The 19,237-nt window shown below is 70.3% G+C and carries 18 protein-coding genes; 12 read left to right on the forward strand and 6 right to left on the reverse strand.

Annotated elements, in window-relative coordinates; translation table 11 throughout:
- Positions 1-2,766, reverse strand: coding sequence for a sacsin N-terminal ATP-binding-like domain-containing protein (locus tag ACQPXB_RS45185; protein WP_432857100.1), 2,766 nt, complete (start codon positions 2,764-2,766; stop codon positions 1-3).
- Positions 2,767-2,816: 50 nt separating this feature from the next.
- Positions 2,817-5,564 (reverse strand): DUF3027 domain-containing protein, encoded by a 2,748-nt coding sequence (locus tag ACQPXB_RS45190; RefSeq protein WP_432848130.1) that lies wholly within the window; start codon positions 5,562-5,564, stop codon positions 2,817-2,819.
- 51 nt (positions 5,565-5,615) lie between these two features.
- On the opposite strand from ACQPXB_RS45190, the gene ACQPXB_RS45195 reads away from it, so the two are divergent.
- The 3 genes from ACQPXB_RS45195 to ACQPXB_RS45205 are packed head-to-tail and all read left to right on the forward strand — an operon-like array spanning position 5,616 to position 8,930.
- Positions 5,616-6,413, forward strand: coding sequence for a glutaminyl-peptide cyclotransferase (locus ACQPXB_RS45195; protein ID WP_366582519.1), 798 nt, complete (start codon positions 5,616-5,618; stop codon positions 6,411-6,413).
- Positions 6,414-6,451: 38 nt separating this feature from the next.
- The gene (locus tag ACQPXB_RS45200) at positions 6,452-8,443 is read left to right on the forward strand and encodes an MFS transporter (RefSeq protein WP_366582518.1); all 1,992 of its coding nucleotides are present in this window, start codon (positions 6,452-6,454) and stop codon (positions 8,441-8,443) included.
- 10 nt (positions 8,444-8,453) lie between these two features.
- Complete coding sequence (locus tag ACQPXB_RS45205) at positions 8,454-8,930, forward strand: DUF2771 family protein (RefSeq protein ID WP_366582517.1); 477 nt, start codon at positions 8,454-8,456, stop codon at positions 8,928-8,930.
- A gap of 60 nt (positions 8,931-8,990) precedes the next feature.
- Here ACQPXB_RS45205 and ACQPXB_RS45210 read toward each other — a convergent pair whose 3' ends face one another.
- Positions 8,991-9,377 (reverse strand): cold-shock protein, encoded by a 387-nt coding sequence (locus tag ACQPXB_RS45210; protein ID WP_366582547.1) that lies wholly within the window; start codon positions 9,375-9,377, stop codon positions 8,991-8,993.
- A 131-nt stretch (positions 9,378-9,508) separates the two neighbouring features.
- Here ACQPXB_RS45210 and ACQPXB_RS45215 point away from each other — a divergent pair, with 131 nt between their 5' ends.
- Positions 9,509-9,739, forward strand: coding sequence for a hypothetical protein (locus ACQPXB_RS45215; RefSeq protein ID WP_285972115.1), 231 nt, complete (start codon positions 9,509-9,511; stop codon positions 9,737-9,739).
- A gap of 3 nt (positions 9,740-9,742) precedes the next feature.
- Here ACQPXB_RS45215 and ACQPXB_RS45220 read toward each other — a convergent pair whose 3' ends face one another.
- The gene (locus tag ACQPXB_RS45220; protein WP_432848133.1) at positions 9,743-10,348 is read right to left on the reverse strand and encodes an HAD family hydrolase; all 606 of its coding nucleotides are present in this window, start codon (positions 10,346-10,348) and stop codon (positions 9,743-9,745) included.
- A 102-nt stretch (positions 10,349-10,450) separates the two neighbouring features.
- On the opposite strand from ACQPXB_RS45220, the gene ACQPXB_RS45225 reads away from it, so the two are divergent.
- From ACQPXB_RS45225 to ACQPXB_RS45235, 3 genes are all read left to right on the forward strand, one after another.
- Complete coding sequence (locus ACQPXB_RS45225; RefSeq protein WP_366582515.1) at positions 10,451-11,065, forward strand: TetR/AcrR family transcriptional regulator; 615 nt, start codon at positions 10,451-10,453, stop codon at positions 11,063-11,065.
- 16 nt (positions 11,066-11,081) lie between these two features.
- Positions 11,082-12,050, forward strand: coding sequence for a R2-like ligand-binding oxidase (locus ACQPXB_RS45230; protein ID WP_432848135.1), 969 nt, complete (start codon positions 11,082-11,084; stop codon positions 12,048-12,050).
- Between the two features lie 499 nt (positions 12,051-12,549).
- On the forward strand, positions 12,550-12,717 hold the full coding sequence (locus tag ACQPXB_RS45235; RefSeq protein WP_366582513.1) for a hypothetical protein: 168 nt from the start codon (positions 12,550-12,552) through the stop codon (positions 12,715-12,717).
- Positions 12,718-12,856: 139 nt separating this feature from the next.
- On the opposite strand, the gene ACQPXB_RS45240 is transcribed toward ACQPXB_RS45235, so the two are convergent.
- Together ACQPXB_RS45240 and ACQPXB_RS45245 are read right to left on the reverse strand one after the other, a co-directional pair.
- Complete coding sequence (locus ACQPXB_RS45240; protein WP_432848137.1) at positions 12,857-13,951, reverse strand: hypothetical protein; 1,095 nt, start codon at positions 13,949-13,951, stop codon at positions 12,857-12,859.
- Between the two features lie 89 nt (positions 13,952-14,040).
- The gene (locus ACQPXB_RS45245) at positions 14,041-15,699 is read right to left on the reverse strand and encodes an AMP-binding protein (RefSeq protein WP_366582511.1); all 1,659 of its coding nucleotides are present in this window, start codon (positions 15,697-15,699) and stop codon (positions 14,041-14,043) included.
- 133 nt (positions 15,700-15,832) lie between these two features.
- Here ACQPXB_RS45245 and ACQPXB_RS45250 point away from each other — a divergent pair, with 133 nt between their 5' ends.
- The 5 genes from ACQPXB_RS45250 (at position 15,833) to ACQPXB_RS45270 (ending at position 19,169) form a co-directional block, all read left to right on the forward strand.
- Positions 15,833-16,609, forward strand: coding sequence for an ESX secretion-associated protein EspG (locus ACQPXB_RS45250; RefSeq protein ID WP_432848138.1), 777 nt, complete (start codon positions 15,833-15,835; stop codon positions 16,607-16,609).
- A complete protein-coding gene (locus ACQPXB_RS45255) occupies positions 16,606-17,178 on the forward strand; it encodes a hypothetical protein (RefSeq protein WP_432848140.1) in 573 nt (190 codons plus the stop codon). The genes ACQPXB_RS45250 and ACQPXB_RS45255 overlap by 4 nt, the downstream gene beginning before the upstream one ends.
- Before the next feature lie 112 nt (positions 17,179-17,290).
- Entirely contained in the window at positions 17,291-17,839 is a 549-nt protein-coding gene (locus ACQPXB_RS45260; protein WP_432848141.1) for a hypothetical protein, read from the forward strand.
- A 169-nt stretch (positions 17,840-18,008) separates the two neighbouring features.
- The gene (locus tag ACQPXB_RS45265; protein WP_432848143.1) at positions 18,009-18,563 is read left to right on the forward strand and encodes a hypothetical protein; all 555 of its coding nucleotides are present in this window, start codon (positions 18,009-18,011) and stop codon (positions 18,561-18,563) included.
- A gap of 57 nt (positions 18,564-18,620) precedes the next feature.
- Positions 18,621-19,169 carry a hypothetical protein gene (locus tag ACQPXB_RS45270; RefSeq protein WP_432848145.1) on the forward strand — a complete coding sequence of 183 codons (549 nt, stop codon included), beginning with the start codon at positions 18,621-18,623 and terminating at the stop codon, positions 19,167-19,169.
- Positions 19,170-19,237 lie beyond the last annotated feature (68 nt).

Consider the following 19,237-nt stretch of genomic DNA (forward strand, 5'->3'; position numbering starts at 1 on the left):
CTAGTTCAGGAACGTGTGCGGCGCCGGGTCGTCGAGCAGTGCGGTGATGCGGTAGCGCTCGGCCCAGTTGCCGGTGGCCCAGGCGAACGCGCGAGCCAGGCCTTCTGACGTGTCCGCGGCGTGGAGGCGGTTGTCCTCGTCCGACCACCACGGGACGTCGGCGGTGGTGCCGTCGACGGTCACGGTGAGCACGTCGTGCAGCAGCGGACCGCCCTCGGGCACGGTGAGGCCGAGCTGGTCGGCGACGAGGCGGATCGCGGGCAGGTCGGCCCAGGCGACGTACTCGCCGGTGCTGGTCACCTCGTTGGGCAGGGCGCCGGCGAGGGGCACGTCGAGCAGTTCGGCGAGGCGTTCGGGGTCTTCGGGGGCGGCGACGATCTTCGACGCCGGCAGCGCGGACGCCGGCCAGGGCACGTCGAGGACCACGGCCTTGTCGGCGTCCGCCACGCTCGCGTCGGCCGCGCGGACGCGCACCGGGGCGTCGAGGTCGTCGACCTCCACGGGCGAGAGCACGAGCGCACGGTGGGCGCGCGCGGCGAGGCCCGGGCTGAGCGTGCGGGCGGGGTCGCCGAGGCGGTCGAGCAGGTCGGTGACGTCTTCGGCCGTCGCGAGGTCGAGCGTGGTCCGGACGCCGGCGGCTTCCAGCAACTCGGTGGTGAGGCCCAGGTCGGGCACCTCGTCGTAGAGGCCGCCGAGGTCGGCCGCGGCGGGCAGGCGCCAGGAGCCGGGCGCTTCGCCGGCCAGCAGGGCGTAGCGGGCGAGCCACCAGCCCGCGTGGCCCTCGGGCGCGTGCAGTGCCTGCCACGTCTCGGGGCGCGCGGCGATGAGGCGCAACGCGGCGGGCCACGCGTCGTCGGCGACGAGGTCGAGGTCCCTGATCGCCAGGACCGTGGTGGGCTCGGCCGAGTCCCACCACGTGTCTTCGTCGGGCAGGCCGTGGTCGGGCTCGTGCGGCTCCTCGTCGCGGACGACGGCGAACGAGTCGAGCACGCCGACCGCCTCGAGTGTCGACTGCGGCCAGTCCTCGACGAACTCCTCGTCGAGAACGGAAAGGGCACCGTCCTCTTCGAACACTTCGGGGTCGAACACGTCCAGCAGCGGCGAGGTCGGCAGCACGAGCTCGTCGGCGCGGCGCCAGCCGTCTTCGGACGGGAGCGCGAGCGCACCCGCCCATTCCGGCGCGTCGTCACCGCACTCCGCGATCAGCCGCAGCACGGCGCCCGCGAGGTTCATTCCGTCCAAACCGGACCGGACGTCTTCCACACTGCGTTCCACGGCGTACTGCACCTGCTCGGCTTCGAGCAGCTGGCGGGCGTCGGCGTGCTTGGCGCCCAAGCGTTCCAGCAACGGGTGCGCCGCGGCGGGGTGCACCAGCCTGAGGCCGGGAACGTCCACATCGGACAGCAGTGCGAGCAGCTCACCGGACCCGTCGACGAGCAGCGCACCCCGGGCCCCGGGCAGCGTCCGCCCGTCGGACAACGGCACCGGGAGCCCGTCGAGCTGCGCCGGCGACACGTCGTGCGTGTCCACGGCCACGGCGAGCGCCGCGTAGAGCCGGTGCCACCACCCGGGTTCCCGGTCGATCCCGGTGAGCACCTCCAGCACGTCCTCGATGCCGATCGCCTGTGCCGACACGGGTTTCAGCGTGCGTGCCGCGCCCGCCGGCGCCGGGACGAGCCCCGGCACGAGGTCGGCCAGCAACGGCGGCAAGTCCGGCACGTCGACGTCGAGCACCTTGGCCTGCCGGCCGGACACTTCCTTGTTGTCCATGGTGGACAACCACGGCTGAGTCGCCAGCTCGGCGAAAACCTGATCCCGGAGGTGCGAGTCCACTGTGGACCTGGGGAACCCGGCCTGGGGCACCAGAACAAACCGATGCTCCTGCGGCACGGCCTTGACGAGCCCAACGTAGTTCCTGGCCGCGTTCGCGAGCGCTTCATCCAGCGCCGCCCCCGGCAGCACCCTCCGCCGCGACGGCTCCAACGGCACGGGCGCGATCAACCGCGCCGGCAACGACAACGCCTCATCCGTCGGCGTCGGCGCGTGCAGCACGTCTTCGTCCAGCGGCTGCGGCACCCCGTCCGCGTCGATGGGCACGGCCCAGCCCTCGTGCGTCAGCCACCGCTGGCCCTTCTCCGGCCCGGTGATCTCCACCTGGTCCGCGCCCGCACGTGTCCAAACGCGACCGTCCACTTCGACCTCGCCCAACCACGGCAAGGCCAGCAACAGATCGGAAATCTCTTCCTGGAGGGCGTCCAGCAGTGCCTTCCCGCTCTCCGGCTCCCGGAGCGGCAGCCGCACCTCCGTGTCGAACCCCTCCGGCGGCGCCTCGTCAGACGGCCACGGCAGCCTCAGCACGGGCACGTCCCCGTCCCGCCCGGCCGCCTCTCGCGTGCGCTCCGCGGAGAACCGCACCCCACCGCCGGTCGACACCACCCGCGGCTCGTCGGACACGGTCAACACCGCGGCAAACCCGACGCCGAACCGCCCCACCGTTCCGAGGCGCTCCTTCGCCGACGCCCGCAACGACGCCAACGACTCCACACCCCGCGTATCCAGCGGCGCCCCCGTGTTGGCAAACCTGAGCTCACCGTCCACAACGGACACCTTCACCCGGCCGGGCCGGTCGGCCGCCTGCGCCGCATCCGCCGCGTTCTGCGCCAGCTCCACAAAGAGCCGATCGCGATACGCCCCAACCCTCAGATCCCGCTCGGCGTTGGTGTCCTCCACAAACCGCGTCGGCGAGTCCCGCCACGCGCGCAGCATCGCCTCACGCAGCCGCCCCGTCCCGAACGGATCCGCCCCCACGCCCTCACTCACCGGGGGCCGTCACCACTCTCAGCGCCGCGCTGCCCCTCGCCGGCCTCCACGTCGGTGACGTGGTTGGCTTCGCCCACTTCAGTGCCTCCACTCGCCTCGGCAACCTGACGCGCTTCAACGGCTTCGGTCTCTTCCGGCGCTTCGGACGCGCCAGGCACGGCGACAACCTCTGCACCTTCGCGCGCTTCGGCGACCTGACCCGCTTCAGCAACACCCTGAGTGCCTTCGGCAGCTCCGGCCCCAGCGCCCTCGAGCGCCGCAGTCACCTGGGTCGCTTCGCCTGTTTCGGCCACAGCGGCAGCTTCGGTACCCTGGCCCGCTTCGCCGGCGTTGGCGTCTGCGCTCCCTTCGGCGACGTCGGCCGTGTTCGCGGGTCCGGTCGCGTCGGTGGCTCCGGCGGCCTCGCGTGATTCGGTTCCTGCGCCAGTGTCACTGGCCAGGCTGGCTTCAACAGCCTGGCGCGCTGCGGTCGCTTCGGCAACTTGGCGCGTTTCGGTGGCGCCAGCCGCATTCGCGGCTTCGGTCACGGCCGTGGCTTCGGTGGCTTCGGCAGAATCGCCGGCGGCTTCCTCGAACGACTCCGCAGCCGATTCCTCGACCGTGGTCGCTTCCGGCCCCGCGCTCTCAGCGATCTTGTCGCCAGCGGAAACCACCTGTGCCTCGGGCGCGGTGCTGTCGGCGACCGCAGCGGTTTCCGCGCCCGCGCCAGCCTGCGCGGTCGGCTCGATGGCGGCTTCCTCAGAAGTACCGGCCTGAACCTCACCGACCGGTTCCGAACCCTGCTCCGCAGGGTGATCCGCCCACAGCCCCACCGCTTCCCACGCCACGCCAGCCCGCTTAGCGGGGGCAGCGGCCTCGGACTCCGACGTCGCAGCCGCAGAGTCGGCGAGTGCATCCGCCGCCGGGGTAGCCGCCGGCTCAGTCGTCTGCTCCGCTTGAGGCGCCGCAACTTCAGCGACCGAATCGGCAGGCGCCGCTTCCACCGCCGATTCAGCAGCAGCCTCAACGTCAGGCTGAGCGGCCGGGGCCGCCGCATCGTCGGCGGTGGCCGCCTCCGGGGCCGCAGTCGCCGCAACCGGCTCGGCAGAAGCAGTCGCCTCGGGCTGCGAGGTCGCAGTCGCGGTGTCGGCGCCTGCATCCGGCGCAACCAGGTCCGATTCGACCGAATTCGCCAAAGACTCGGCCGTCGACTCGGCGGCGGGAACTTCCGCGGGAGCCGGGGTCGCCGCGGTCGTCTCGGTCGAGGCAATCGCCTCGGGCTCCGCAGTCACAGCCGCGGTGTCCGCAGCTGCATCCGGCGCCGGGGTGACCACGGTGGGCTCGGCGATCGAGTCGACAGCAGCCTCCGCGAGCGACTCGGCGGCGGGAACCGCCTGCGAGGTCGCGACTTCAGCAACCGAATCGGCAGGCGCTTCTTCCACCGCCGACTCAGCAGTCTCCACCGCAGGCGAGGCAGCCGCGGTCAGCCCCGTTGCCTCGGCGGTGGGAGCCGCGCCCGGAGCCGAGGTCGCCGCTGCCGTCTCCGTCGAGGCAATCGCCTCGGGCTCCGCAGTCACAGCCGCAGTGTCGGCAGCTGTGTCCGGCGCCGAGGTGACCGCAGTCGGCTCGGCGCCTGCGGTCGAGTCGGCCGTGGTGGCGATCGGCTCGGTAGTGGCGATCGGCTCGGCGGCTGCGGTCGAGTCGGCCGCAACCTCGGCGATCGGCTCGGCAGAGGCAGCCGCTGCGGGCTGCGGAGCGTCGGCGGCGGCAGTGTCCGAAGAAGCAGCCACAGCGGCGTTCGTCGAGAGAATCTCGGCGGCCGGAGTCTCACTCACCCCAGCCGAGGCCGTCTCCTCAAGCGCGACCTCCAACGCGGCAACTTCGGCAGCCGCCTCCGGCTCCACAGTCGCCGCGGCCGAAGCCTCTTCGGCAGCGGCCGACGAAGCCTCCGCAGCCACCTCCGGAGAAGCGGCAGCATCGGCGGGCGACACCGAGACCTCGGAACCCGCATCCGACACGAAGTCGATCAACGAGTCGTCGTAGACCAGTTCCGCCACGGGGATGGACGAGGTGATCTCCACCTCCACCTCGGAGTGCGCCCCGCACCCGTACTCGACGTCGACGGCGTGGCCGTCCGCCGGTGCGATGTCGTTGGTGCACACGCCGAAGGCCCCGCGCAGGGAGCCGGCGAGGGGCACGAAGAAGCCGCAGGACCCGCAAGTGGCCGGCGCGCTCCGGGCCATGTCGGAGCGCGGGCCGAACTCGCCGCCGTGCCAGCGGGTGGCGGCGTCCTGGCGGCCGTAGCGGGAGAGGACGTGGACGCGGCCCAGGCCGATGTCGTGGGCGACCTCTTCGACGGCCGGGTCGTCGGACTGCAGGTAGGCCGGCGCGAGGCGCGGGTCGTCCTTGTCGGTGGGGAAGATGTCGCCCACGCCGAGGTCGCCGGCGCGCACGCGCTGCTCCCAGGGGACCCACGTGGGCGCGACCAGGGACTCCGGACCAGGCAGCAGGGCGAGCTCGCTCACGGTCACCGGCTCGTCCAGGCCGGCGACGGCGACCGTCACGGCCCAGCGCCAGCCGCGGTAGCCGGGCACCGACGCCTCGAACAGGTGGGTCGCCGACACGGCGTCCTCGGAGGTCACGCCGACGTGCTCGCCGACCTGCTCGGCCGGGGCGTCCGCCAGCACAGCTTCGCGCGCAAAGTCTTCCGCGTCCGCGAGCTTCCGCTGGATAGAGCCGTCGTCCAGGGTCAACAGCAACGTCATGGACCCAATTGTGCCGCACGCATCCGCGCCGCCCGTGCCAGGCTGTTCCCCGTGCGCACTCCCTCGACGCGAACCCCGTTGATCTGGCCGCTGCTGGCGGTGGCCCTGCTCGGCGGCTGCGCCGGCACGCAGGCGACCCAACCCCCGCCCGAGGACCTCACCGTGCAGGTGCTGCAGACGCTGCCCCACGACACGTCGGCCTTCACGGAGGGCCTCGAGTTCGCCGGCTCGACGCTGTACGAGAGCCGCGGTCTCTCCGGCGAGTCCGCGCTCACCGCCGGCCCCGCCGGTCAGAAGCCGGCCACGCGCGTGGCGCTGCCGTCGCCGCTCTTCGCGGAGGGCATCACGATCCTCGGGCCCAAACTGTGGCAGCTGACCTGGCAGGACGGCTTCGCCATCGAACGCGATTCGAAAACTCTGGCCGAGCTGCGCCGCGTGCCCTTCGACGGCGAGGGCTGGGGCCTGTGCCACCAGCCCAGCGGCCGCCTGGTGATGAGCAACGGCACCTCGCAACTCACGTTCCGTGACCCGCAGACGTTTGCGGCCACCGGGAGTGTCGACGTCGGCGTCGATCAGCTCAACGAACTCGAGTGCGTCGGTGACACGGTGTACGCGAACGTGTGGAAAACCGGCACCATCCTGCGCATCGACGCCAATACCGGACACATCACCGGACGCATCGACGCGAGCAAGCTCCGCACCCCCGTCAACCCGGGCGAAGACGTGCTCAACGGCATCGCGGCCGTCCCCGGCACCGACGAATTCCTCGTCACGGGCAAGCTCTGGCCCGCGATGTACCGGGTGAAGTTCGTCCCGGCCGGCACCTCCGGGACACAGAACGGCACGTGATCGGGCGGAACGGCACCCGGATGAGGCAGGATTGACCCGTGGCACTCTTCGGTTCGCACTCCGAACCCGACGGCTCCTTCTCCGGCCGGTCGGGCAAGGGTCGCGGCCGGAAGTCCAAGCGCAAGTGGACGCCGGAGCCCAGCGCCGCCCAGGCCCGCTCCTGGCGCGACGCGCCGCAGCCCACCCGCGTCGACCCCGCCGCGCACCCGGTCGAACCACCGGCCCGGGGCGTCGCGGCGGAGCCTCCGACCCAGCACGTCCCACCACGCGCCCGGCCCCAGCGGTACGAAGAGCGATACGAGCCTCGCGCCCGTCCCGAACGCATCCCCGCCGACGGCCGCGAGCCCCGCGCCCGAAGCCCGTTCTACGACGAGCCCCGCACCCCGACGGCCGACGAGGCCCCCACCGGCACCGTCCCCCTCGGCCACCGGCCGCCGCCACCACGGGGTGCCCGGCCGTACCCGCCGCAGGACCACCGCACCGAACCCGTCCGGCCACGCCCGGAGAACGCCCGGCCCGGCAGCGGCGAGTACGAGCACTACGACACCGGCGGCTACGCGGGCGAGCCCCGCGTCGACCCCGACCGTGACGAAGAACTCCGCACCACCGCCGTCCCCGGCGCCGGCTCGATCCCGAAGCTGCCGAAGAAGATCACCGTCACGCGCGTCGCCGCGTTGCGCAGCCGGCAGCTGAGCGGTCAGGCCATCGGCATGTTCCAGCGCGCCACCAAGGCCGACGGCGCGGACAAGTCGGGCCTCACGTCGCTGATGTACGCGGTGATGCTCAACTACGCCAGCGACGCCGCCATGGCCATCGCGCTCGCCAACACGCTCTTCTTCGCCGCCACCAGCGGTGAGAGCAAAGGCAAAGTGGCGCTGTACCTGCTGATCACCATCGCGCCGTTCGCGCTCGTCGCGCCCGTGATCGGCCCGGCACTGGACAAGATCCAGCGCGGCCGCCGCCTCGCGATGTGCGTGGCGTCGATCGGCCAGGGCCTCATGGCCGTGGTCATGGCGCTGCACTTCGACGACTGGCTGCTCTACCCCGCCGCGCTCGGGATGATGGTGCTGTCGAAGTCGTTCACCGTGCTCAAGGCCGCCATCACGCCGCGCGTGGTGCCGCCGGAGATCACGCTGTCGAAGACCAACGCGCGGCTCACGATCTTCGGCCTCATCGCCGCCGGCGTGTTCGGCGGGCTGGCCAGCGGTGTCAACGCGATCAGCGGTTCGGCCGGCGCGCTGTGGTTCACCGCGTTGATCTGCGTGGCCGCGGCCGTGCAGTCGATGCGGATCCCGTCGTGGGTCGAGGTGACCGAGGGCGAGGTGCCCACGTCGCTTTCGGCGCGGCCGGAGCCGAAGCAGAAGAAGCAGCGCCAGCCGATGGGCCGCCACATCGTGGTCGCCTTGTGGGGCAACGGATCCGTGCGGGTGCTCACCGGGTTCCTCATGATGTTCGCCGCGTTCGCGGTGAAAGCGCAGACGGAGGGCACGGGGCACAGCCCGTTCATGCAGCTGCTCCTGCTGGGCATCATCGGCGCCGCGGCCGGAGCGGGTGGCTTCGTCGGCAACGCGCTGGGCTCCCGCCTGCAGTTCGGGGCGCCGGACCAGGTGATCGTGTGGTGCGTGGCCGCGTGCGTGGGTGTGACGCTCATCGCCACGCTCCTGCCCGGGCTCGCGACGGCCGCGGTCGTCGGCCTCGTCGGCTCCACGGCGAGCGCGCTCGCGAAGATCAGCCTCGACGCCGTGATCCAGGAAGACCTGCCCGAGCAGTCGCGCGCGTCCGCGTTCGGGCGCTCGGAAACGGTGCTGCAGCTGGCCTGGTGCTTCGGCGGCGCCGTGGGCCTGCTGCTGCCGCCGACGTACTGGATCGGGTTCCTGGTGGTCACGGTGCTGCTCGGCGTCGGCCTCACGCAGACCTACCTCGTGCAGCGCGGCGGCTCGCTCTTGCCGGGGCTGGGCGGAAACCGGCCACTGCGGCCCGAACCGACCGGCAGCTTCCCCGCGCAGGGTCTGCCGCGGGAGCGCCGGTAATCTTCGGACCATGCGACGTTCCCGATTGGTGGCCGTGCTCGCGGCCGGTGGTCTCGCCGTGGCCGGCTGCTCGGCGCCCGGGCCGGCCGAGGTGACCTTCTACGGCGATGGGCACACGATCAACGTCGGGCCCATCGGCAACTGCGACGTCAAGACCGGCATCTGCGCCGCCAACCCCGGCGCCGCGGGCACGCTGAAGCTGCGCCCGGGCAAGTCCGTGCAGATCTCCGTGCCGAAGGAGGTCGCGGAAGGTCCGTGGAAGGTGACGGTGCAGTTCGTCAACGGCAAGGGCCAGCCCCAGCCGTTGAAGGAGGACATCATCACCAGCGGCGACCGCTACGCCTACACCGCGACGCCGCCCACCAAGGACGACCAGATCGTGGTGGTGGAGATCGCGCAGGCCACCGTGATCAGCCGCACGGGCGACCCCAACGACGCGGAGCCGATCACCTCGGCCCTGTGGTCGTTGCAGGTCCAGCCCGCCTGAAGCCGTGACGAGTGAAGGGCACCCGCCGAGGTGCCCTTCACCTCCGCGTTCGACGCGGGTTTAGGGGTCGAGGTCCCGGGCGACCGCGCGCATGATCTCGGCGATCTGCTTGGTGTTCTTGCGATCCGGATACCGGTTGCGGCGCAGGTCCGGCTGGACCTTCACCTCGAGGAGCTTGATCATGTCCTCGATCAGGCCGTGCAACTCCTCGGCGGGGCGCCGGCGCGCTTCGGCGACCGACGGCGGCGGGTCCAGCAGCCGGACGGAGAGCGCCTGCGGCCCGCGACGGCCGTCGGCGACGCCGAACTCCAGCCGCTGCCCGGCCTTGAGCCCCTCGACGCCCTGCGGCAGCGCGGCCTTGCGGATGTAGACGTCGGCTCCGCCGTCCTGCGTGACGAACCCGAACCCCTTCTCCGCGTCGTACCACTTGACCTTGCCGGTCGGCACTTCCCTCACCAGTCCTTCTGCTGTGCTGCTCACGACGAACGCGCCCCGGGCGTACCCAGGGCGCGCGTCCGCTTAGCGTATCTCGCCACATGCCCTGGGGAGAAGCGGATACGGCCGATACCCTCAGCGCCATGGACAACGCAGCAAAGCAGACCGCGGGCAAACCGATTCTCATGCGGATCGGGATCGGCCTGTTCGCCATCGGGCTGCTCGCCGTGCTGGCCGTGTTCATCATGTTCGCCGCCGGGCTCGAGAACCTGCCGGTGTGGCTCAGCGCGGTCGCCGGCGTGGTGACGCCGCTGGGCCTGCTGCTCGGCCTGATCGCCCTGGTCCGCGAGGCGCGCGCCGGCAAACACGGCTGAGCCTCAGAACGCACGGGCGAACCACTCCGGGAACTGCGTGAGCGAGTCGAACACCACGTCGGCTCCCTCAGCGAGCAGTTCCTCCCTCGTGCACGGCCCGGTGGCGACGCCGACCGCGAGCGCACCGGCCGCTCGGGCGCCCCGCACGTCGCCGAGGTGATCTCCGACATACGCCCGCGCGTCGTGCTCCTTGAGCGCCACGGCTTTCTGCGTGGACCACAGCTCGCCCACGAGCTCGTCGACCTCCAGTCCCAGCGCCTCGACGTGGAGCCGCGCGTTGGGCCCGTACTTGCCGGTGACCACGAGCGTGCGCCCGCCCGCCGCGCGCACGGCCTTCAGCGCTTCGGCCGCGCCGGGCAGCGCGACCGTGCTCGGCACCACGAGGCCGGGATAGAGCGCGCGAAACCGATCCACGAGGCCCGGAATCCGTTCTTCGGGCGCCTCGAAGCCGCGCAGGATGTCGTCGAGCGGCGGGCCCAGGTTGGCGGCGAAGTGCTCGCCGTCGAGCGGCAGGCCCGACTCCACGCCCAGCGCGTTCATCGCCGCGACCATGCCCGGCCGCGGGTCGATCAGTGTCATGTCCAGGTCGAAGCCCACGGTGATGCCCACGTCCGCCACGGTAGCGGGGAGCACCGACAGTACCGGCGTGTACATCCGATCGTGGTCAGTAAACGTTCTTGACACAACCTCGATCTGTGTCAAGCTGACGGTGTGACGAGCTTCACCGAGCGCACCAAGGCATCGCTGCGCGAAGCACTGCTCGACGCGGCCGCGGACCTGCTCCCCGACCGCGGTCACCAGGCGCTGCGCATGGCCGACGTCGCGGCGCGGGCCGGCGTGAGCAGGCAGACCGTCTACAACGAGTTCGGCAGCAAGGCGGCGCTCACGCAGGCCGTGGCGCTGCGCACGGCGGCGGAGTTCCTCGACGGCATCCGCCGCCGCTTCGAGAGCGCCGACGGGCTGATCGCCGGCATCCACGGCGCCGTCGTGTACACGATCGAGCACGCCCGCGAGAACCGGCTCGTCGCTGCCGCGCTCGGCACCGAGGCGGGCGAGGACCTGCTCCCCCTGCTCACCACCAAGGGCGAGCCCATCCTCACGGCCGCCGCCGACCTCGCGACCGAGCAGTACCGCGCGCTGGAGCCCGGCCTGTCGCAGAAGTCCGCCGCGCTGCTGGCGGAAACCGCGGTGCGGTTGTCGCTGAGCCACCTGGTGCTGCCGACGCACTCCGCCACCGAGGCGGCCGATGCCGTCGTGGCGGTCATGGCGCCGGCGATCGAGAGCTTCCTCGCCGAATCGTCCACGGAATCGTCCACAATGGAGTGACACGAAAGGGCCGGACATGACGGACACGCTTCCCGAGCTGCGCAGCGGGTTTTCGTCGCTGCGCAAAGGTGGGCTCAACTGGGACTCGTTCCCGTTGCGCCTGTTCGTGAAGGGCAACAAGAAGTTCTGGAACCCCGCCGACCTCGACTTCAGCCGCGAACGTGAGGGCTGGGAAAGCCTGACGCCGGAGCAGCGCCGCTCGACGACCTACCTCGTGGCGCAGTTCATCGCCGGCGAGGAGGCCGTGACGGAGGACATCCAGCCCTTCATGCGCGCGATGTCCTCGACCGGCCGCTTCGGCGACGAGATGTACCTGACGCAGTTCTGCTTCGAGGAGGCCAAGCACGTCGAGGTCTTCCGCCGCTGGATGGACGCCGTCGGCCTCGACGACGACCTGCACCCCTACGTGGCCGAGAATCCCCACTACCGCAAGCTTTTCTACGAGGAGCTGCCGCAGTCGCTGCGCGCCCTGGAGGACGATCCCAGTCCCCTCAACCAGATCCGCGCGAGCGTCACGTACAACCACGTGATCGAAGGCAGCCTCGCGTTGACGGGCTACTACTCGTGGCAGCTCATCTGCACCCAGAACCAGATCCTCCCCGGCATGCAGGACCTCGTCCGCCACATCGGCGACGACGAACGCCGCCACATGGCGTGGGGCACCTTCACCTGCCGCCGCCACGTCGCCGCCGACGACTCCCTGTGGGACGCCGTGCAGCAACGCATGGGCGAACTGCTGCCCCACGCGCTCAACATGATCCAGTGGGTTCAGGACCAGTTCGAGGAAGTCCCCTTCGACAACGACCCGCAAGAGCTCCTCCAGTACGCGGCCGACCGCGCCCAACGCCGCCTGGGCGCCATCGAATCGGCCCGCGGCACGCCCGTGGAACAGGTCGACTTGGACTACTCGCCGGAGCAACTGGAGGAAACCTTCGGCGAGGAAGACGAGAAGGCCCTGGCGGAAGCCGCCGCGGCGGCTTCCTGACGGGCGAAGGCCGTCGCTCCGTGGCCTGCGGCTGCGGCTGCGGCTGCGGCTGCGGCTGCGGCTGCGGCTGCGGCTGCGGCTGCGGCTGCGGCTGCGGCTGCGGCTGCGGCTGCGGCTGCGGCTGCGGGGCCATTCCACGCACCGCCTCGGACCAAGCGCAAGCGAAAGGCTCGACCTTCCGAACTTCCGAGCGCGCACGGTTGGCGCGCTGCTGCACAGTTCAGCCGCGCGCCAGCCAAGTCCAGCGTTCCTGCAAAGCCGGTGGTCGATGCCGCCACGGGTCTTGATCCATGACGGCACCGGCAGCGTCCGAGCGAAGCGGCACGTCCAGCTCGTGTCACGGCGCGGCGGTCCGCGACGATTCAGCCGCACCGCCGCAGCGGGGCCGCGGCCCCGCCCGGTGCATTCGTGCGACCGCGACCGGAACCGGCCTCGGAGGCGGGCAGGCGAGCACCATCGACTGAGGCGTCGCACCGACAACGTCCCGCTGCCCTGGACTGTGACGGTCAACGCCGAACCTGGCAGCCACAGCAGTCCGGCGCTCCGGGCCAGCCTGGTCCCCGGCGCCGTCGGCACGATCCGCTGCGCCATCACGCGCGACGGCCAAGAACTCGTCACCGACACCCTCAGCGTGCTGTGCAAACCGCAGTACCTGATCGACCAGTAACCAAGGGCGAGTTGCTCGACTCGCTACGAAGACTGCGGCGTGGCCAAGCCGGATCTCGCGGGCTGGGCAGCAAGAGTCAGCGCGCAATCAGCCGCGGGCGAAGGCCGTCCCCGGATCGCGCCGGGGACGGCCGTCGGCGTCAGCCCCAGATGGCGCCGCGCCAGATGTCGCCGTAGGACATGCCCGCGGCGAGGCCGCGGGAGTTGATCAGCAGCGCCGACGCGGAAGTGTGGCCTGGCAAGGGGTCCAGGCGGGTGCGGGTGCCGTCGGGCGCCCATCTCGCGCCGACGCCCTCGGCTTGGCCGGCGATCGTGCCGGAGCGGTTGATGGCGTGGGCTGTCGCGTTGCGGGTGTCGCTCGGCAGGTAGGTCGGGCGGCCCGCGCGGTCCCACCGTGTCGCGTAGCTGCCGCCGAAGTCGGGGTCGACCAGGCCGACGACGGTGCCGTTGTCGCTGATCCCCATGGCCTGCCCGGAGCTCGGCGCCGCGGTTCCGCCCAGCGTCACGACGCGACCCGAAGGGTCCCACCGCTGGGCCACGGAGTTGCCTCCGGGCAAGGTCGTCGAGCCGATAATCGTGCCGTCACGGGAAATCCCGGCGACGGTGCCGTACTCGCCGTCCGGCGTGAGGTCCGTGATCCGGCCGCGCTCGTCCCAGCGCACGAGGTGGGTGTGCCCGGCCGCGTCGGCCGCGGCGCCGGCGATGGTGCGACCGTCGGGCGTGATCTTGTCCGCGAACGCCGAGCCGCCGCCGGGCAGGCCGGGCAGCTCGCGGACGCGGCCGTCGCGTTCCCACAGCAGCGCGTGGGAAGTCACGTCGTCGTACGAAGCGCCGACGATCCGGCCGGTGTCGCTGATCGCGCTCGCGTTGCTGCTCACGCCGGTGTCCGCCAGCCGCGTGACCGTGCCGTCGGCCGCCCAGCGCACGGCGCGCTGAGCACCCTGCGCGTCCTCGGCCCACCCGACCACGACGTCGTCCCCGTCGATCGCGACGGCCTGGCCCAGCGCACCCCCGAGCGTCGGCAACGCGGTAACCGAGCCCTTCGCGGACCACTTCATGGGGTGGTACAGGATCCGCACGTCACGCGGGTAGGACTCGCCCACGACGGTGCCGCGGTCGTTGATCGCCTCGGCCCCGCTATACGTGTCACCCGGCCGTGGCGCGAGTTCGATCGGCCCGGCGACCGCATTGGCCGCCGGTGCGAGCACGGTGATCGCCGCCGCCGCGACCCCCACGGCGCGCTCTTCGACTGACCTTCACGATGTTCCCCCTCCGTCGGTCTCCGAGGGGGAACACGCGCGACCGAGTTGTCCGGTTGCCCGCCCTATGCGTGTTTGGCCGAAGCGGCGTCTTCGAGGCCCAGCAGCGTCACGGACTGCTCGCGCATCTCGACCTTGCGCACCTTGCCCGTGACGGTCATCGGGAACCCGTCGACGATGTGGACGTACCGCGGAATCTTGTAGTGCGCCAGCTTGCCCTGCGAGAACTCGCGCACGGCCTCGGCGGTGAGCGGCTGCGCGCCCTCGCGCATCTGGATCCAGGCCATGAGCTCTTCGCCGTACTTGACGTCGGGGACGCCGATGACCTGCGCGTCGAGGACGTCCGGGTGCGTGTAGAGGAATTCCTCGATCTCGCGCGGGTACACGTTCTCGCCGCCGCGGATGACCATGTCCTTGATGCGGCCGGTGATGTTGAGGTAGCCGGCCTCGTCCATCACGGCGAGGTCGCCGGTGTGCATCCAGCGCGCGGCGTCGATGGCCTCGGCCGTCTTGTCGGGCTGTTCCCAGTAGCCGAGCATCACGGAGTAGCCGCGCGTGCAGAGCTCGCCGGGCACTCCGCGTGGCACGGTGAGGCCCGTTTCGGGATCGACCACTTTGGACTCGAGGTGCGGCCCGACGCGGCCGACCGTGGACACGCGGCGCTCCACCGAATCGTCCGCGCGCGTCTGCGTGGAGACCGGCGAGGTTTCCGTCATGCCGTAGCAGATCGACACTTCCGTCATTCCCATCCGGTCGATCACCTGCTTCATCACCTCGACCGGGCACGGCGAGCCCGCCATGATCCCGGTGCGCAGCGACGACAGGTCGAACTCGCCGAAGTCCGGGTGGTTCAGCTCCGCGATGAACATCGTGGGCACGCCGTACAGCGACGTGCACCGCTCCGCCTCCACGGCCTCCAGCGTCGCCCGCGGGTCGAACGCCGGCGCCGGGATCACCATGCACGCGCCGTGGCTGGTGCACGCGAGGTTGCCCATCACCATGCCGAAGCAGTGGTAGAAGGGCACGGGGATGCACACGCGGTCTTCTTCGGTGTAGTTGCAGAGCTCGCCGACGAAGTAGCCGTTGTTGAGGATGTTGTGGTGCGACAGCGTGGCGCCCTTGGGGAAGCCCGTGGTGCCGGAGGTGTACTGGATGTTGATGGGGTCGTCGGCGGACAGGTTCTTCTGGAGTGCGGCGAGGGCCGCCGGGTCGCCGCCTTGGCCCTTCGCCATGAGGTCGGTCCACGCGTCGGTGCCCAGCAGCACCACGAACTCGAGCCCGGGGCAGTTCGGCCGGACCTGCTCCACCATCGCCGCGTAGTCCGACGTCTTGAACTTGTCCGCCGCGACGAGCATCCGCACGCCGGACTGGTTCAGCACGTACTCGAGCTCGTGCGAGCGGTACGCGGGGTTGATGTTGACGAGGATGGCGCCGATCTTGGCCGTCGCGTACTGCAGCAGCGTCCACTCCGCCCGGTTCGGCGACCAGATGCCGACGCGGTCCCCCTTGCCGATCCCGGTGGCGACGAGCCCGTGCGCGAGCTGGTCCACGTCCTTCTTGAGCTCGGCGTACGACCACTTCGTGCCGGCCGCGCGGTCCACCATCGCGTCGCGCTCCGGGAACGCGGCCACGGTGCGGTCGAGGTTGTCCCCGATGGTGTCACCCAGCAGGGGGACGTCGGACGTCCCGGAGGCGTAACTCGGCAGGGCGGGCGCGTCGGGCATGGTTGCCTCCCGGTGGGGTCTTCGTCGACACCCGCGAGTCTAGGAACCCGGGGGTCCGACGACCACCCGGCCGGGCGCGCGCCTTCCGCTACGCTCGGTGCGGGTTCGTTTCACGAGGGGTTGGGGTTGGGCCGTGCCGGAGGAGTTCTCCCTGAGCTGGACCGAAGTCGACGTCGCCGTCCGCCGCAGCGGCCTGCCGGCTTCGTGGCACCCCTTTGAAATCCGCAGCCCGGGGCTGACGCTCTCCGAGAATCGCCGGTTGTCGGACTCGGCTTGGGACGCGCTGCGGTCCCGTGGCCTGGCTGTCTCGGACAAGCTGGACCATGACGTGTTGGCCACCTTGCAGGCCTGGACGCGGCCTGAGGTGCTGATCATCGTGCGGGCGGCGGAGCTTCCGTCGGGGACGGTGCTGTACCGGGCTTGCATCGGTGAGGGGTTGGGGGTGTTCTCGTCGTCCTCGCCCGAGGGGATCCGCTTCCAGCAGACCCGGCCGGATCGGCTGGTGGAGACGGTGTTGAGTATGTTCCCGGCTTATCCGCCTTTGCCGGTGGCGCCGGTGTCGATCACGCAGCCACCGGCTCGGCATTCTGCTCCGTCAGATGATGCGGATTATTCGGATCGGGATTTCACCTCGCCGTCGTCCAGCCCGTCCCGCCGCGACCGGGACGCGTTGGGCGCTTACTCTCAGTGGCCGTTGCATCGCCACGGGACGGTGGAACTCTCGCTGCGCCCTCGCCACGGCGTGTTGCGGGCTGTCTCGACGGCCACCTTCGTCGATACGGACGGGGGCCGGTACGTCACCTTCTCGGAACCGCTGGCCGATGGGGGCTTCCGCCTGCGTTTCGTACCGTCCGACGGCTCTCACCTGCGCCGGTGGCTGTTCGAGACGATCGATGAGGGCATTCGGTGAGCGTGTTCGCTGTTCACGGCGTGGTCGGACGGACTCGCCGCCTTTACCAACTCGCCGGTCTCGCCGCTCTCACCCTCATCTTGACCGCCTGCGACAGTTCGGTCGGCGGCAACCCGTCACCGGAGCCGTCGGTCGGGTCGAGTGGTGCGACGGCCCCGCTGTCGAACACCCCGCTGGCTGGAATGAGCTCGTGCAAGACGCTGGACCAAGCAATCGCCGGGCAGGGCTTCCCTGCGTCGAAACCATCGATTGCTGATCTGGAGCACGCGTGCGACGCCCTGAAAGCCGGCTACGGAGACATCGGGCTCAACCTGCAAGACGGACAGAGCTACGACTCCGACCTCATCAATCCCATTTCGACGAAGACAGGCAATGTCGGCCACCGGCGCGCCATCCTCGAGTTGCAGACCAACCACCAGTCCGGCGCATGCGCCGTCAGCATCGAGATCAAGCCCAAATCGCGAGCGATCGTGCTCGCGGTGCTCTCCTCGGCCGGGCCTGACGAAGCCTGCGCTGAGGCACGCAAGGTCGCAGAAGCCGTGGAGCCGTTGCTCCCGGCGAACACCTGATCAGACGTTGTCCCGAACTCGCTGACAGCCCACAACCACCCATCCCGAGCGATCGGGGGAGCACGTAGCAACAGGATCGCATCGATGATCAGCTACCCGTAGTGTTCGCCAGGTGACCGGACCGATCCGCGGCTTCATGACCATCGTCGGCCTCGCCGTACTCGCTTGCACGCTGACCGCCTGCGACAGCTCCGTCGGCGGCACGCCGAACCCGGCGCCCCCACAACCGACGTCGCCCAGCACTTCCGCAGGTCAGACTGACACTCCGCTGGCTGGGATCAGCGCATGCGCAACCCTCGACAAGGCGCTGGCCGGCCAAGGGTTCCCACCCGGGCACCCATCGGCCGCCGACCCGCAGCACGGATGTTTGGCGTCGAAGCCCCAGTTCGGCACCGCGGGCTTGGACCTGCAAGACGGCCGGAACTACAAGGAGGCGGTCTACGACCCGAGCAAGACCAGCACAGGCCAAGTCGGCAACCGCAATGCCGTACTGGAACGCGACATCCAGGGCGCAGAGGGATGCGTGGTGTACATGGAGGTCAAGCCGAATTCGCGGGCGACCCTCACGATGGGGATGTACCGATCCCCAATCGGCGAAGCGTGCAAGACGATCGTGCCGCTCGCGCAAGCCGTCGATGCGCTTCTTCCCCCGAACAGCTGATCAGAGGCGATCTCTCGCTGGTCCTGGACAGGTCCACCACACCATCACCCTCGTCCGTTGTGAGCGCGCCGGCTGATCAGCCACGAACCTCCGGTCAGGCCATCTCGACCGCATCTGCGTTCGGCAACAGGCTCGCCGCCGGTGATCAACTACCCGTAGTGTTCACCAGGTGACCGGACCGATCCGTGGCTTCATGACCATCGTCGGCCTCGCCGCACTCGCCTGCGCCCTGACTGCCTGCGACGGCTCAGTAGGCGGCAACCCCACTCCGGTGAGCCCATCCGGGTCCGCACCGAGCAGCTCGCCCACCTCGCAAACGGACACCCCTCTGGCCGGGATGAGCCCGTGCAAAACGCTGGACCAGACACTCGCCGGGCAGGGCTATCCACCTGCCAGCCCTTCCATCGCCGATCAGGACACGGCCTGCGACACGCAAAAGTCCGGACAAGACCATCTCAGCCTGGGACTGCAAGACGGACAGAGCTACGACACGAGCATCCCCAACCCGGCGAAGGCCACAACCGGTAACGTGCGTGATCGACGAGCGATCCTGGAACCAGAGCCCACCCAGCAAGCCGGCAGTTGCGCCGTCTCGATCGACGTCAAACCAACATCCCGGGCAACGGTCTTCGCCGCACTCACCTCCGGAAACACTGATGATGCCTGCCTCAGGGCCCGGCTCGTGGCGGAGGCCGTCGAACAACTGCTGCCCAAGAACACCTGATGCTCGCTTCGGCAACAGGCTCGCCGCCGACGATCACCTACCCGTAGTGTTCACCGTGTGACCGGACCGATCCGTGGCTTCGTGACCTTCGTCGGCCTCGCCGCACTCGCCTGCGCCCTGACTGCCTGTGACGGCTCCGTAGAAGGCAGTCCTACCCCGGCAAGCACCTCCGGGTCTGCGCCGACCAGCACGTCCGCCGCCCAGTCGGACACCCCACTGGCGGGCCTGAGCGCTTGCAAGCTGCTTGACCAGGCACTTGCCGGGCAAGGCTACCCGCCCGCAACTCAATCGGTCGCTGATCCGGAACATGCGTGCGGCACGCAAAAGCAGGACGATATCGGCCTGGACCTGCAGGACGGGCAGAGTTACGACGCAAACCTCTCAAATCCTTCGAAGGCCCAGACTGGCAACGTTCGCGATCGACGAGCGATCCTCGAACTGGAGCCGACCGGACAAACCGGTATCTGCGCCGTCAGGATCGAAGTCAAACCGAAGTCTCGCGCTCTTGTGTCGGCGTCGCTGGCGCCCGGAACGACTGACGCAGCGTGCACCAGGGCGGAGGACGTCGCCGAGGCGATCGAACTGCTGCTCCCCAAGAACACCTGACGGCCACCAGGCGGTTGTCCGGAACTCGCTGACAGGTCGCGACGGTGCATCTAGAGTGGGCAGGGGAG

The sequence above is a fragment of the Amycolatopsis sp. CA-161197 genome, assembly GCF_050942255.1.
Lineage (GTDB): Bacteria > Actinomycetota > Actinomycetes > Mycobacteriales > Pseudonocardiaceae > Amycolatopsis.

What these genes read in the sequence shown, in the direction of transcription:
- ACQPXB_RS45185 (WP_432857100.1), bottom strand. Translation starts at nt 2,766, where the DNA reads ATGCTGCGCGCGTGGCGGGACTCGCCGACGCGGTTTGTGGAGGACACC.
- ACQPXB_RS45190 (WP_432848130.1), bottom strand. Translation starts at nt 5,564, where the DNA reads ATGACGTTGCTGTTGACCCTGGACGACGGCTCTATCCAGCGGAAGCTC.
- ACQPXB_RS45205 (WP_366582517.1), top strand. Translation starts at nt 8,454, where the DNA reads ATGCGACGTTCCCGATTGGTGGCCGTGCTCGCGGCCGGTGGTCTCGCC.
- ACQPXB_RS45215 (WP_285972115.1), top strand. Translation starts at nt 9,509, where the DNA reads ATGGACAACGCAGCAAAGCAGACCGCGGGCAAACCGATTCTCATGCGG.
- ACQPXB_RS45230 (WP_432848135.1), top strand. Translation starts at nt 11,082, where the DNA reads ATGACGGACACGCTTCCCGAGCTGCGCAGCGGGTTTTCGTCGCTGCGC.
- ACQPXB_RS45245 (WP_366582511.1), bottom strand. Translation starts at nt 15,699, where the DNA reads ATGCCCGACGCGCCCGCCCTGCCGAGTTACGCCTCCGGGACGTCCGAC.